The organism is uncultured Methanospirillum sp., from assembly GCF_963668415.2.
In the GTDB taxonomy this organism is placed as follows: domain Archaea; phylum Halobacteriota; class Methanomicrobia; order Methanomicrobiales; family Methanospirillaceae; genus Methanospirillum.
Genome location: NZ_CAXXDL010000001.1, coordinates 2677361 through 2692084, shown reverse-complemented (window position 1 = coordinate 2692084; position 14724 = coordinate 2677361). Strand labels below are relative to the sequence as shown.

The 14724-nt window shown below is 48.9% G+C and carries 13 protein-coding genes; 3 read left to right on the top strand and 10 right to left on the bottom strand.

What is annotated here, in order from left to right:
- The first annotated feature begins 15 nt into the window (after positions 1 to 15).
- Entirely contained in the window at positions 16 to 471 is a 456-nt protein-coding gene (locus tag ACHZA2_RS12730; RefSeq protein ID WP_319580019.1) for a metal-dependent transcriptional regulator, read from the top strand.
- A gap of 339 nt (positions 472 to 810) precedes the next feature.
- Here the strand turns inward: ACHZA2_RS12730 and ACHZA2_RS12725 are convergent, their stop codons facing one another.
- The 5 genes from ACHZA2_RS12725 to ACHZA2_RS12705 all read right to left on the bottom strand — a co-directional run bounded on the left by ACHZA2_RS12725 (position 811) and on the right by ACHZA2_RS12705 (position 5355).
- Complete coding sequence (locus ACHZA2_RS12725; RefSeq protein ID WP_319580018.1) at positions 811 to 978, bottom strand: hypothetical protein; 168 nt, start codon at positions 976 to 978, stop codon at positions 811 to 813.
- Between the two features lie 515 nt (positions 979 to 1493).
- Entirely contained in the window at positions 1494 to 2906 is a 1413-nt protein-coding gene (locus ACHZA2_RS12720; protein WP_319580017.1) for an extracellular solute-binding protein, read from the bottom strand.
- 5 nt (positions 2907 to 2911) lie between these two features.
- On the bottom strand, positions 2912 to 3472 hold the full coding sequence (locus ACHZA2_RS12715) for a manganese efflux pump MntP family protein (protein ID WP_319580016.1): 561 nt from the start codon (positions 3470 to 3472) through the stop codon (positions 2912 to 2914).
- A 4-nt stretch (positions 3473 to 3476) separates the two neighbouring features.
- Positions 3477 to 4040 carry a tetratricopeptide repeat protein gene (locus ACHZA2_RS12710; protein ID WP_319580015.1) on the bottom strand — a complete coding sequence of 188 codons (564 nt, stop codon included), beginning with the start codon at positions 4038 to 4040 and terminating at the stop codon, positions 3477 to 3479.
- Positions 4041 to 4158: 118 nt separating this feature from the next.
- Positions 4159 to 5355 (bottom strand): PLP-dependent aminotransferase family protein, encoded by a 1197-nt coding sequence (locus ACHZA2_RS12705; protein WP_319580014.1) that lies wholly within the window; start codon positions 5353 to 5355, stop codon positions 4159 to 4161.
- Between the two features lie 145 nt (positions 5356 to 5500).
- On the opposite strand from ACHZA2_RS12705, the gene ACHZA2_RS12700 reads away from it, so the two are divergent.
- A complete protein-coding gene (locus ACHZA2_RS12700) occupies positions 5501 to 6259 on the top strand; it encodes a hypothetical protein (protein ID WP_319580013.1) in 759 nt (252 codons plus the stop codon).
- A 35-nt stretch (positions 6260 to 6294) separates the two neighbouring features.
- Here the strand turns inward: ACHZA2_RS12700 and ACHZA2_RS12695 are convergent, their stop codons facing one another.
- Positions 6295 to 7080: a carbon-nitrogen hydrolase family protein gene (locus ACHZA2_RS12695; RefSeq protein WP_319580012.1), complete on the bottom strand. Its 786-nt coding sequence runs from the start codon at positions 7078 to 7080 to the stop codon at positions 6295 to 6297.
- 140 nt (positions 7081 to 7220) lie between these two features.
- On the opposite strand from ACHZA2_RS12695, the gene ACHZA2_RS12690 reads away from it, so the two are divergent.
- A complete protein-coding gene (locus ACHZA2_RS12690) occupies positions 7221 to 9815 on the top strand; it encodes a heavy metal translocating P-type ATPase (protein WP_319580011.1) in 2595 nt (864 codons plus the stop codon).
- Between the two features lie 66 nt (positions 9816 to 9881).
- Here ACHZA2_RS12690 and ACHZA2_RS12685 read toward each other — a convergent pair whose 3' ends face one another.
- From ACHZA2_RS12685 to acs, 4 genes are all read right to left on the bottom strand, one after another.
- Positions 9882 to 10643 carry a hypothetical protein gene (locus tag ACHZA2_RS12685; protein WP_319580010.1) on the bottom strand — a complete coding sequence of 254 codons (762 nt, stop codon included), beginning with the start codon at positions 10641 to 10643 and terminating at the stop codon, positions 9882 to 9884.
- Positions 10644 to 10910: 267 nt separating this feature from the next.
- Positions 10911 to 11144, bottom strand: coding sequence for a YwbE family protein (locus ACHZA2_RS12680; RefSeq protein WP_319580009.1), 234 nt, complete (start codon positions 11142 to 11144; stop codon positions 10911 to 10913).
- Between the two features lie 94 nt (positions 11145 to 11238).
- Positions 11239 to 12483, bottom strand: coding sequence for an OFA family MFS transporter (locus ACHZA2_RS12675; RefSeq protein ID WP_319580008.1), 1245 nt, complete (start codon positions 12481 to 12483; stop codon positions 11239 to 11241).
- Between the two features lie 23 nt (positions 12484 to 12506).
- Positions 12507 to 14396, bottom strand: coding sequence for an acetate--CoA ligase (gene acs, locus ACHZA2_RS12670; protein WP_319538471.1), 1890 nt, complete (start codon positions 14394 to 14396; stop codon positions 12507 to 12509).
- Positions 14397 to 14724: the final 328 nt, after the last annotated feature.

Sequence of the window (14724 nt, the reverse complement as noted above, 5' to 3'; positions counted from 1 at the left end):
GAGAGGAGACCAGAGATGGCAGCAGATAAAGTTTCACAGCGAAAAGAGGATCTCCTTGAGGTAATTTTTGAGATCGTGCAGGACAAGGGGTATGCTAAGTCACGTGACATTGCAGCAGCCCTGCAGATAACCCCTGCAACTGTAACCGATGGATTTAAACGGCTCTCTGATGCAGGTCTGGTAAATTATGAGCCATACGGCGGGGTTACACTCACAGAGGCGGGGTCACGAATCGCCAGAAGGACAAAGGACTCACATCAGACTCTTCAACGGCTGCTTGAACTTGCGGGTGTAGAGAAAGAGACTGCAGACAGTGAAGCCTGCATCATGGAGCATGGGCTCTCCCCTGATTCATGTGACAAAATTAACAGGATTGTTGCTTTCGTTGAAGAATGCATAACAGATAGTGAAATGAATCAGCGTTTCAGGGAGATCCTGAATGATTCAGATGCTGCTCACTACCATAAGTAAGGACTTGATGAGCAGACAGATCAGTTCATGATCTCATTCTTTTGTATTGATCAAACTCTGAAAGGCCAAGGTTCACACTGTTGCAGTACATCCTGCAGGAAAACGCCAGCCTCTATTAACAGATATTTCAATAACTGAAAACAGAAAATCCCGACTGAAGTCCGGCATTCGCAATCAGGAGACAACCTGATAGCACTCCGGGCTCTGAAATCGGGCGTGGAAACCGGACATATCAGTACAGTAAAGAGAAAGGATGCAACCAGGAATCCCTGACGGGATGCAATCAGGGGGATGGGAATGATGAAACCCATCTCCACGGTCATATGGAACGCCGGGGGGTCATCCGGATCTGACACGTGCTGTCTGGTGGGGTTGATGTGTCTGGTAGGTGATCCATGAATGCAGACCGGGGGGCCCGTGGGTCGAACCACCCGATGCAACAGTTGTAATGGAGACCGGTTTTGCCGGCCGGATCGCATACCCGGAAACCGGCGTCACATATGCCACTCAGGAGATGAAGCTTTGCGGATATTCCTGGTTACTGACCTTGGAGGCAACACTCCGATATCCGGGGGCATTTACCTCTGATTCAATGGTCAGTGGGTGGGGGGTTAAAGCTTACCCTATACGAGTTAATTATTGAAATTGTGCGATATTTTTGCGACGATTCGCTATGATAAATTAAGAAACAGACATTTCAGGTTCAGAAAAAACATCCAATGTCCGGAGAGTTCTGGACGAACATACAATATATGCCATATTCTTCAAAACCAGGCTTAAATTACCAATATATTTAGAAATAGAGGAGGAGATTCAGTAAAGTCTGAAAATCATTACCTGGTTGTTCCTGTCCCTTTAGGGGGACTATTCATCGACATATTTGGAATGCGTGGAGATTACAGAGCCTTTTTTTCAGAAAGAAAGAATAACAGAGATATTTATTGGAACTTATATTCAAAAAACGAGAATACAGATCATGGCCCGCCCCCATGCCCAGTGAGTGATGGAATAGATCAAAAGTATCAGGGGGAAGAGATCCCGCTTTTTTTGATAGAATCGATCGAGGATGCAGACCTGTTCAGGATTTGAAACATCTCCTCAGGAGATACATTGCCAACTGGTGAGACTATTGCTTGTACTGCCTCTTCGCATACATGTCTGACTGCTTCAGTGTGCTCACCCTTTTCAGTACTCACTCCAATTCGCATACTTTCCGGTAAAGCCTGGTTGAAGGGATTCATACTCATATACGGATAGGAGTCGAGCACAGTCAGGAGAGCAGGCTGATACCCTGACTCTGCAAAGGATAACTGGACTTCAGGTGAGTAGAACCAGGTCAGAAAATCCTCTGCACGATCCCGGGATCCATCTTTGAGGATACCGACCCCGTCTATCCGTACAGTGATGGCCCTGAAAGATCCTTCATCTGTGATCTCACCAGGGAGGGGTAGGTACCCGAGTGAGAGATTATGCTCTTGTGCTGTAACCTGGATGCCTGGGAACTGTGAGAACCATGTGATCCCCGTTGCAATAGCACCTGAACCAAGTGCATCTGCAACATCTTTGTCCCCCCATTTATCTGCACCGGCAGGTTCATACCGGGAGATGTTTCGCATTGCTCTCAGTGCCGATGCTGTCCTGCTGCTATTCCAGGTCCCTGTTGCCACTCCTGACGAGGAACCATACACGGCAGAACCATACGAGGAGACAAAGCTAAACCACGGCGAAGAGATGGGATCAGTCCCATTAAGACCGGCAAACCCGATACCAGCCAGATGGGACTCATTGCGAGAGAAGAACTCTGCTATGTCAGCGAGTTCTTTGTAACTACCCGGAGCTCCGAGGGGATACCCGTATGTTAAACAGAACGCAGCAGACTCATTGGGATCATCAAGGAGATCTGACCGGTATACAATACCGAGTGCATCCTGATTGAAGGGGAGGGCATAGATTGAACCTGATCGATCAGGGTATTCTCCCACCATAGTAAGAGACGGGCGTTCAAACACACTCCAGTTGACATCAGGGCTGGAGTTCAGGTATGTGTTGAGCGGTTCAAGTTGACCTTTTGTGGCATAGACAGGAATGCGGCTTATCCCTGCGATGAGAAGATCGCCTTGTGGATGAGATGCTCCATCTTCACCCGGACCATTGACCTGTTTTACTGATACAGACACCCCGGTCTTGTTCTCATATTCGCGGCTAAGTTCCTGAACAGCAGGTAATGCAGAAGGATCATCAACAAGAATTATGACTCCCGCCCCTCCTGAAACTCCTGGTATCACAGGAGTTGTTGTACAGCCACATGCCAACAGGAAGAAAAACAAAACTGTGACAGGCAGTAAAATACCGAAGAGAGAGGGACAGGGGAAGGTGGAACTGGAACGAATTGATGTGCCGTTAGATGAGAGACGGTCTGATTTCAATTGAGTCATGATAATTATCCTCCAATGATATGTTCAGTCAGGATCTTCAGACCTATCAGGATCAGAACAATCCCACCTAGTATCTCGGCCTTTGAACCGATATGATCACCAAATCGTTTACCGATCCAGAACCCGGCGCCAGACATAACGACTGCCCCGGCTCCGATGATCAGGGCAGGGAAGAGGATCTGCACCTGCAAAACAGCCATAGAGAGCCCGACAGCAAGTGCATCAATACTTGTGGCAACCGCAAGGACAAGCAGAACTGATACTGAATAAAAGTCGATTCTCTCCTCATCAGAATCAGATAACCCTTCCTGAATCATCTTCCCACCGATGAATCCAAGAAGAACAGCAGCTACCCAGTGATCAAATGGTTCTATCCAGGCAAAGATGAGTGAGCCTCCAGTCCACCCCAGGAGCGTCATACCGAATTGAAACAATCCAAAGAGAATGGCGATCCTGGAGATGACGGAGAGTCGTCCTTCTCGAACTGCTATACCCGCAGCGATGGAGACGGCAAAACAGTCCATCCCCAGGCTTATAGTTATTGCAATGACACTTATAAGGTCCACACTGTCACTCCAGGATCATACGGGGTATACTTGTGAGCCTGTTGTCAAGTTTAGCAGCGGTTGCGAATGCGAGATCAGCACGATCGGTCTGATCCATGGCTGCCAGAATTACTCCGGCATTGAACCAGATCTTCGGCATAGTGGGAAACTTTGCCAGGGCCTTCTCGATAGCAGAAAGTGCCGCTTCATATTCACCACCTTTATAAAAGAGAACTGCCAGGTAATGCCACCTGATTGAACAATCATCAAAATCTTCAGGAACCAGGGCGAGATCCCGGATAGCCTCTGCATTCATACCAAGTTTATAGTGAATGAATCCACGCCTGAAAAGGTATTCAGAATTCTCAGGCTGTCGTCTGACCAGTACCTCAAAGTCGATTAAGGCTGACTGATAATCAGATCCTTCGAGATGGCACATCCCACGATAATAGAGGATATCAAAATCATCAATACCCCCCTCGATAGCCTGGGAGAAATATGGGCAAGCCGCTTTCAGATCTCCATCACGGTACTTTTTTAGACCCAGAATATAGGCCTGCTTTGCCGGATCAGATCCTTCAGTGTTCATTCCTGATTGCATGCACCTGAAGTACTGTACGGTTGCATTCTATTTGGTTATGGCCCTCGTGAAACAGTAGAAAATTGCCATGGCAGTGACATGCCCTGATTTATTCAGGGCACTAGAATCATTTAAGGGATTTAATAACCTGCGATAGCCGTTCCATCCCTTCAGTGATCAGGTTGAGATCCACGGTCGAGAAGTTCAGCCTGATTGTATTCCCTCCTCCTCTGTCAATGTAAAAAGGGGATCCAGGCATAACAGCAACTCCATTACTTACTCCTTGTCTGAACACATCCATTGAATCGATGCCTGAAGGAAGGGTTACCATCAGGAACATACCACCTTCAGGACTGGTTCGATGGGTCCCAGCCGGAAACCGGTCATCAATGATCTCTTCCATAAGATGACACCGCTCTTCGTATACCCTGGCTGTCTCCCAGATACGTCGATCAATATCAGTAGTTTCCAGATACCGGGTCAGTATCATCTGGGAAAGCAGATTGGAGTGGAGATCTGCAGCCTGCTTTGCCCTGTTGAACTCTTCAATCACCGGATGAGGGGCCCAGATCCATCCACACCGAAGCCCTGGTGAAATGGTCTTTGAGAATGAACCGGTCATAATGGTCTGATGAGGGAGCGATTTCTTAACCGGTTCCCTCGGTCTTCCATCAAAGAAGAGTTCACCAAACGCATCATCCTCGTACAGAAGAGTGTCCGTTCCGTCCAGAATATCAGCGATCTCCCTGCGAATACCGGGAGACCAGGTCATTCCCGATGGATTTTGTGAGTTTGGTATCCCATACCAAAGGACAGGGCTATTGTCGGTAACCAGCCCCCTCACCGAATCAGGGTCAGGGCCGATAAGACCATCAAGAGCCTGAACCGGATCAAATACCGGCTCATAATATGAGAAAGCCTCTATCGCTCCCAGGTACCCGGGGCGTTCAATAAGGACATGATCACCGGGATCAACAAGGATCTTGGCGACAAGATCAAGACACTGCTGTGAACCATTTACGATCTGAATATCCTCAGGATCAGCATTAAGGCCGAGTCGGGATCGGTACCGAGATGCAATGTAGGTGCGGAGCGGAAGATATCCGTCGGTTGTACTATACTGAAGAGCAGTCTTTCCTTCCTGCGCGAAGACCTCTTCTGATGCCGATCTGATACCCTCAACATCAAACCTGTTTGCATCTGGCAGGCCACCAGCAAATGAAATCACATCAGGCTGTGAAGAGACACGAAAAAGTTCGCCCAGAAATGAAGCAGGCACATGCGAAAGGCGTTGAGAGAAGCGGTATGATACAGAGCCGCTCATACAATGATAATTAGTAATAAAGGGATGAATCTCTTGCGATGAAATCATGTATGTATGATGAAGATAGAAACCTGGTCCAGTATATCAGGAGTTACCCCACAGAGCAAAAGCCTGAATATTAGTTCGGACAATACCCTCATACGATATGAAATTAAATGCCCTTGTGGTTACCCTGATCGCCGGCCTCTTCCTTGCGGTGATCGTTCTGGCACAGACTGCACCTTCCGAAGCAGTCAATAATACAACTGCAATACCCGTAGATAATAAGACAACACCTCCGGCTCCGCCAAATACTACCACAGCAACGTATGTACAGGGAGAACTTCTGGTCCAGTTCAATCCATCGGCATTTCCAAACAACCAGTCCATGCAGGCATCCTCAATGCAGGCAAATGCTGAAATCGGTGCAGTCATAAAGACTGATTATACCCAGCAGGGCATGTCAGGACTTGAACTGGTCAGTCTGCCACCGGGAATGACCGTTGAGAAGGGGATCTCATATTATCAGAGCCTTCCAACCGTGAAATATGCTGAGAAGAATGCTATATATTCGATCGCTAATGCAACTGTCATAAATAGCAGTATCGCATCGCCACCACCTGCAGGAAATACCACAGCATCTGGAGGGTTATTTGTCAGATATAACCAGACAGCTTTTAAGACAAACCAGGATATGCTGGTGTATGCAAACTCAACGAATGCAGTGATTCATGCTTCGGTCATGACAGATTATACAGCATACGGAATGCCGGGTCTTCAGCTTGTCTCACTTCAGTCAAATATGACAACACAGCAGGGATTTTCATACTACAACAATGTGACCAATGTTCTCTATGTAGAACAAAATGTTCAGTATACGGCAACTAATACCACCAATGCCCAAAACACAACCCATAAGGGCTAACCCTTTTCTGATATTTTACCTTTTTTCCGAAAAGGCTAGGAGAGGTTCTGATACAACTTGTTCCTCCGGTCATGATGCACCGAGAATCCGTCACGAACCTCCACAACATGATCAGGACTTATCTCAGTGAAAAGCAGTTCTTCAACCTCCGAGCCCCTTGATAAAACCGTCCCATCCGGACCGGCAACGAGTGAGCCACCAGCATACCGATCAACCGGTGTTTCACCGACAGTATTGATTCCTGCAATGTACATCTGAAACTCGGCTGCCCTGGCTGTAATAAAAAGCTCGAAATGACGCATCCGGGAGGCAGGCCAGGCACTTGGCACCAGCATCAGATCTGCTCCGCCATCACGATACAGTCTGAAGAGATCCGCAAATCTGAGATCGTAACAGATCGCTATTCCACACCGGCAGCCATCATAAGAGAAGAGAGCGATCTCTTCACCAGGAGTATAGGCCTGATTCTCATGTTCGGGAGAGAAGAGATGCATTTTGGAGTACCGGGCAATCAGATGCCCATCGGGTCCAATGGCGATTGCCGTGTTGCGTGGACAAGGGTGATGCATCTCGCGGTATGACCCGAGTAGGCCGATGCCAAAATCTCGGGCATATTCCTTGAGGACTGATATGATCTCATCCTCTTCGGTCTGAACAAAGTTCTTGCCATCAAGCGGATCCCACCCGGTTATAACCTGTTCAGGAAATGAGATGAATGAGGCATCACACTCCATCGCCTCGGCGATTCTGTTTTTTATAGATGAGAGAGTGCAGTTCGGATTCTGCCAGCAGGGAGAGATCTGGGCGGTGCAGAGGATCATATCGAATAGTGATCATCACTTCCACTTTAAGAAACTGGTAGGAAGAATCTACACCACAAAATGACAATGATGATACAGGCGACCTTCCTGCATAACACAAGGATTTCGGAGTGTAACAAAAAACAGAGAGTTTGAATAGAATGGCAGATGAAAGGCAGAAAAAGATAGAACTGGCAATCTCCGGGATGCACTGCGCCAGTTGTGCTATTAACCTGGAGAAGGGACTGTCTGCTGCGGATGGAGTGAGCAATGCACAGGTTAACTTCGGAACAGGAAAAGCGGTTGTGCAATATGATCCCTCGTTGACAAACCCTGTGATGCTTACCAGAGCGGTTGAAAAAACCGGTTACGGGGTTATCAATGAACAGGTCACGATCAGAGTAGGAGGAATGACCTGCGCTATCTGTGCACAGACCATCGAGACTGCCCTGAAAAACCTGGATGGAGTTGAGGCTGCCACAGTGAACCTCGGCACTGAACGTGCATATGTCACATACAATCCCTCACTTGTTACTCTGTTTCAGATGCGGGATGCCATCATAGATGCGGGCTACCAGTACCTTGGTACAGATAAGGAAGGCACACTCAGGGCTGGCGATGACGATATCAAGGCAGATCTCCGTGATAAACTGACAAGAGTTATCGTGGGATTTGCCATATCGGCAGTTCTCATGGGGATGATGGCAGCACCGCACGGGCTGATGCACACCCTTGCGTACCTCCAGTTTCTAATAGCCACTCCTGCATTCTTCTGGCTTGGCATGCCGATATTCAGGGCTGCGTTTGTGTCCCTGCGAAACCGGACCCTGAACATGGATGTCATGTATGCCATGGGTACAACGGTTGCGTACCTGGCAAGCGTGCTTGGAACGTTCGGTATCGTTCTGGACATGAGTTACATCCTGTACGAAACTGCCATTATGCTTGCGTCGTTCCTCATGCTTGGAAGATACCTTGAGACGAGAGCAAAAGGAAGAACCTCATCAGCAATCCAGGCCCTTGTAAGGCTCCAGTCTGACACGGCGGCGGTCATTAGGGGAGATGAAGAGATCCGTGTGCCAGTTGAAGATGTTGCTGTCGGTGACAGGATTGTCATCAGGCCTGGGGACAGGATCCCGGTAGATGGGATCGTCACATCTGGTTCAAGTTTTGTTGATGAATCCATGGTCACAGGTGAACCGCTCCCTGCTGAAAAACTCACAGGAGACGAGATCATTGCCGGAACTCTCGCCACAACAGGAAGTCTGAAATTCGAGGCACGGCGTGTTGGTGCTGACACAATGCTCTCGCGAATCATCAGGATGGTTGAAGATGCCCAGGGATCCAAACCACCAGTCCAGAAGATAGCAGATACTGTTGTTACCTGGTTTATTCCTGTTGTTCTGGTGATTGCAGTTGGATCATTTCTCTTCTGGTTCCTGGTAGCTGGTGCAGGCCTTCAGTTTGCAGTCCAGACAATGATCGCGGTCATGGTGGTTGCCTGCCCCTGTGCACTCGGGCTTGCTACGCCCACAGCCATCACAGTCGGGGTAGGCAGAGGAGCAGAACTAGGAATTCTAATACGAAACGGAGAGAGCCTTGAAGTTTCAGACCGGCTGACTACGATGCTTTTTGACAAGACCGGAACCCTTACCCAGGGAAAACCGGTAGTGACTGATATTGATGTATTCACAAGTTCACGCTCACTTCTTATCTCCTATGCAGCAGGTCTTGAGTATCTCTCGACCCATCCTCTCGGAGAAGCGATTCTCACGCAAGCAGGAGAGGAGGGAATTGATCCTGCCGAAGTCACCGGATTCACGTATCTCCCGGGTAAAGGACTTACAGGAGAGATTGCTGGGGGGTTGATCCGTGTAGGAAATCATCAGTTTATAGCAGAAGCCGGAGTGTTAGTCGATACGGATGCGGAATTGCAGATTAAACAGAGACAGGAAGAGGGCAAGACAACAGTCCTGGTAGCCAGGGATAATCAACTTCTCGGCCTCATCACGATTGCTGATTCGGTGAAGCCATCGGCTGCAGCAGCGATTACAGAGTTACGAAAGATGAGAATATCAGCAGGAATGGTAACCGGCGATAACCAGAGGACAGCACGGGCTGTTGGACAGATGGTGGGGATTGACCGTGTGATTGCCGGTGTTCTTCCTGATGAGAAAGAGAATGAAGTCTCCCGGCTGCAACAGCAGAAAGAAGTGGTGGCTTTTGTTGGGGACGGGATTAATGATGCCCCCGCACTTGCCAGGGCTGACACCGGAATTGCGATCGGTTCAGGAACAGATGTCGCAATCGAAAGTGCCGATATCATACTTGTGAGGGATGAGATAACCGATGCAGTCGCCGCAATCCAGTTGTCCCGTAAAGTAATGGGGAGAATCAGACTCAATCTCTTCTGGGCGTTTGCATACAATATCATTCTCATCCCTCTCGCAGCCGGCCTCTTCTACCCGGGAGTCATATTCAGACCTGAATACGGTGCCCTTGCTATGGCACTCTCTTCAGTAACGGTGATATCACTCTCACTGCTTTTGAGGAGATATACCCCACCAATCAGAATGATGACCTTTCAGACCATGCCAGATCCTACTGCCATAGATCCGGTCTGTGGAATGAAAGTAAACACAGATACTGCAGATTTCACAACAACATACAAGAATAATACGTATTACTTCTGCAACAAGGGATGCCTCGATGCATTTGAAAAAGAGCCAGAGAAGTTCCTGAACAAGAAACAATAACCCCTTTTTTGACCTGAGGAAAAAATCCGGACCTAAAAAATCTGTCGTTTCAAGAGGGCCTGCATTTCAGGCACTCTTGACTATGAGACTGATTACCTTACTTTCAGACGGAGTGTACAGCCCGTCACCAGGGAAAAGTACCCGCACATGTACCTCACCTTCCTGAACAACCGGAATTCTAAAGTTGTACTCTCCGATCTGATTAGTCTGACCGAATCCCAAAGGATCCCAGTCAATACCAGCAGTACTGCCATTCGGTCCGGACTTATTACCGGATGAATCTGACTGATATCCGATCTCACGGTTTGGAACACCTTTTCCTGCTGAATCGGTGAGTCTTCCCTTGAAAACGACCTCATCACCAACCCGGGGATAGACAGGCCATCCGGACAGGGTGAGAGTTGTCTTTCCCGCTTTAGTCGAGGGAACCACGTCGACCATGATCTTGGGACTATTTACTCCATTATACAATGCTTCAAATCCCCATGTCCCACCCACATCTGCAGGAAGTTTGTAAGAGAACTTTCCATGCTGATCAGGAGACGACAGAATAAAAGTGTCAGCAAGGCTGCCCTCAGGGGCAGAAATAAGAATAACCACATCTGACGGGGCACCACCAATCAGCGACTTATCGATGATCCCCTTAAGAACGATCTCATCCCCGATCTCAACATTGCGAGAGTCTGAGTCGATGATCACCTGATTCGGACCATCGTGTGTTGTATTGTTATGTTTATCTCTGATCTCTTCTCCGATGGTGACAGTACACACAAGTACCATACACATCAGTGACATCAGAACTATTCGCAGGCAGATCGTATCAGCCATTCCTCCTGTACCAGATATCCTGTATGTATCTGAAAGGTGCGATCATATCAGGCTTCGCGCATCGTGACAGGACAGAGAGTAAATAGATTATAATTCTCCCATATACTGCTAGGATCTGATATGTTAAAAAAAGAAACGATCCTCCGCGCATAACACCATCAATCCGTATTGGCGAGATTTGTATTGAAAATGAGAAATTGCCAGGGGTTTCGTGTTTCAACAGATCATACAGCATTAATGCACTCGCCTTGAGGCCCAGAAATAATCTTATGTCTGATTTTCTGAAAAGGTTTCTTCCCTGACTATCGTGCAGACCCTGCCAACCTTTCCATCCTTGAGGCGGACCTTAATCCCGTGGGGATGAAAGGACGAATTGGTCAGGATCTCGCTCACAACTCCACGGGTCTTCTTTCCTGAACGCTGATCCTGTTTCTGAATAATATCAACAGAGAGACCAGAGTGAATCGATCCACGACTCTTCGCATCATTTCTTTCAGGCATACTATCTGACAAACCACTCAATCCGGTTTCAATCGGGACACCAGAGATCAGTACATATTGCAGATCTCACCGATAATACTGTGTCAAAAAGGGATTATTCAGGGGGTCTGACCGTGAGATATGCAATGATCAGCCCGAACAGTGCCAGAACTATCACAACAGGAAAGACACCAAGGTACGATCCTGATATACTCTTAATGTATCCTGCCAGTTGCGGACCGGCAATTGCACCAGCACCGTATGCCAGAAAGACAAACCCATAGCATCGAGGATAGTCACGGGTTCCAAAGTATACGGCTGTTGCGGCTGGTGCGATCGCAAGCCACCCTCCCAGACATCCCCAGAGTACCGCGAACGAGATGATGTATACCGGAGCCGACGGTGAGAGCGTGATCAGCAGCGATGCACCCATAATCAGTGCAAATGAGACCATGGCCACAGTCCTGACCGTTATGCGATCAGCAAGGAACCCGAAGACCGGCCTGCCACCACCGTTGAATATTGCGAAGACACCGACCAGTGTCGTTGCCAGCACAGGGGAGATCTGTGCAACCTCAGTGCCGACCGGTTTAGCAATAGAGATTGCCATGAGGCCGGAGAGACATCCGATAAAGTAACAGATCCAGAGTCCGTAAAATGCCCTGGTCTTCACCATTTCAGGGAGCATGAACTCGCAGGTCTGATTCTGTGATGAACACTGTGGAGGTTCCCATCCGGACGGCTTCCACCCGGGAGGAGGAAATCTCTGCGGGAGAGCGAGGAGCACGGTCAGGATAATGAATGCAATTCCAAAGATCCTGAAGGTCTCCATGACACCGGTTTCAGCGATGAGCAGCCCGGAGAGGTTGGCTGTGAGAAAGGCTGAAAACCCGAATCCCAACAGAACCAGCCCTACTGCAAGCCCCCGTCTTTCAGGAAACCACCGGGCAGCGACAGCTACCGGAGCACCATATGCAATTCCGACCCCAAGGCCGCCGATTACCCCATACACAACCGAGAGAATCTGCACCGAACTTGCCACGGATGCCATGAGCCACCCAACCCCGGTGAGGAGCCCACCGGCAATGATGATCAGACGGGGACCATATGTATCGAGGTACTTGCCGGTCAGGGGCATTGCCAGGGCAAAACATGCGAGGAATACCGAGAACGGCATGAGCAGTTCCCCTGCAGTCACCTGCTGATGAAGGGTTTTTGTGAAGTAGTCTGCCAGTGGCCCGACAAATACACTCCATGAGTAGATACTCCCAAGGCAGAGGTTGAGGATCATACCGAGAAGGACTAATCCCCATCTGCCTTTTTCTGCAACCATCCCGAGGATCCGCAGTTCATGATCCATACCTTGTTGTCTCATGGTGCTTTTTACTCTTCAAGTGTAGAGATATCCCCTGGATCCATACCCATCTCTTTTGCCTTGAGCAGACGTCGCATGATCTTCCCGCTCCTGGTTTTGGGCAGTTTATCCATGAACTCTATTGCATTTGGCATGGCTATTGGTCCGATACTCATCCTCACATGGTATGTTAGTTCAGAGATCAGCTTCTGGCTCGGTTCATATCCCTGTATCAGTGTCACGAACGCCTTAACAGCCTGACCTTTGATCTCATCGGGAACACCGATAACGGCTGCTTCTGCAACAGCTTCATGCTCGACCAGGGCAGACTCTACCTCTGCGGTTCCGAGATTATGGCCTGCAACGATGATGATGTCATCAGACCGGCCCAGGATCATGATATACCCGTCCTCATCCTTTACCGCGAGATCACCGACAGTATAATACTCCTTGATCTGGGTCCAGTACTTCCGATAGCGTTCATCATTGTTGTATACAGTCCTCATCATCGATGGCCATGGCTCCTTGATGACGAGCAGTCCGCCCTGACCAGGAGGCACCGGGTTCCCGTCCTTGTCAACCACATCAACAACCACACCAGGGATCGGGACACCGGCAAACCCTGGCTTCATGGGCATTCCAAGTGGCGTAGTTATCATGTGCATACCTGTCTCGGTCTGCCACCAGGTATCCAGGATCGGACATTTATTCTTGCCGATCACCCGGTAATACCACTCGAAGGCTTCAGGGTTGAGAGGTTCACCGACAGAACCGATGATCCTTAGTGAACTCAGGTCATACTTGTCAGGCCATTCTTCACCTACCCGCATAAACATCCTGATAGCAGTCGGGGCGGTATAGAAGATCGAGACGCCGAACTCCTCGATGATACTCCACCAGATCCCAAAGTCAGGGTAATCAGGCGTCGTCTCGGTGATGACCACCGTTGCTCCGACTGAGAGCGGACCGTATACGATGTAACTGTGGCCCGTGATCCAGCCCGGATCTGCGGAGCACCAGTAGACATCGTTCTCCTTGATGTCGAAGATGTATTTGCAGGTGTAATGGGTTCCAACCATGTACCCCCCACAGGCATGAACGATCCCCTTGGCAGTTCCCGTGGTACCACTGGTATAGAGGATGAAGAGTGGGTCTTCAGCATCCATTTCTTCGGCTGGGCACTCATCAGACATCCCTTCCTGTATCCCGTAGAAATCAACCTCCAATTCAGAGTACAGCTCGAGCGGGCACTTCTCCCTGCAGAGCACGATGACCTTCTCAACACTCGGTGAGTTACGGACAGCATCATCCACGATACTCTTGAGTGGGATCGTCTTTCCCCGGCGTTTCCCTACATCTGCGGTGATCACGATCTTTGCATTGGCATCACGTATCCGTGAGTGGAGTGCCTCGGCTCCGAACCCGGCGTACACGATCGAGTGGACGGCCCCGATCCTTGCACATGCCAGAATAGCAACCACATGTTCAGGGACGAAGGGCATGTAGAAGCAGACCCGGTCACCCTTCTGAACCCCAAGACTCTTCAGGGCATTTGCAAACCGCATGACAGATCGGGAGAGTTGCCTGTATGTCAGTACCTCTTCCCGTCCATCTTCACCCCTCCAGATGATGGCGAGTTTATTGCGGCGTCCGTTGTTGACATGTCGGTCCAGGCAGTTCTCGGTGATATTCAGGCTTGCACCGGTAAACCACCGTGCATACGGATGCTCCCATTCCCTGACCTTATCCCATGGGCGCATCCATTTCAGCTCGCGTGCCTTCTCATCCCAGAACCCATCCGGATCAGAGATGAATTTTGCATATGCTGCCTTGTAATCTCCCAGTGCAGAATTCGCCAGGTACTGCGGGTCCGGAATGTATGCCTTCTTCTCAAGTTTGACTTCAAAGTCTTCAGCCATGATTGACCTCCTTCATGATTAATCGTTAACAATGCCCCCGCCTTCCAGACGCATGTCTGGCACAATCAAAGGACAGGACGACGCTCTATACGTTCTGAAGTATACGCAGCATCTGATCAGGAGTTATACACATCAGCATTTAATAAATCGTATATGTCGTACATAATAGTCACAACAGTTAAGTGGCTTTTAACGATTATTTTTTTGAAAATATCTCAAAATAGTCAGGAATAATTCACCCGCATCAAAAAACGAAACTCAAATTAGAGATGATCCTCTTTATCAGATCGAGTGACAGTAGGATATGTACGACATAATGACAAAGACA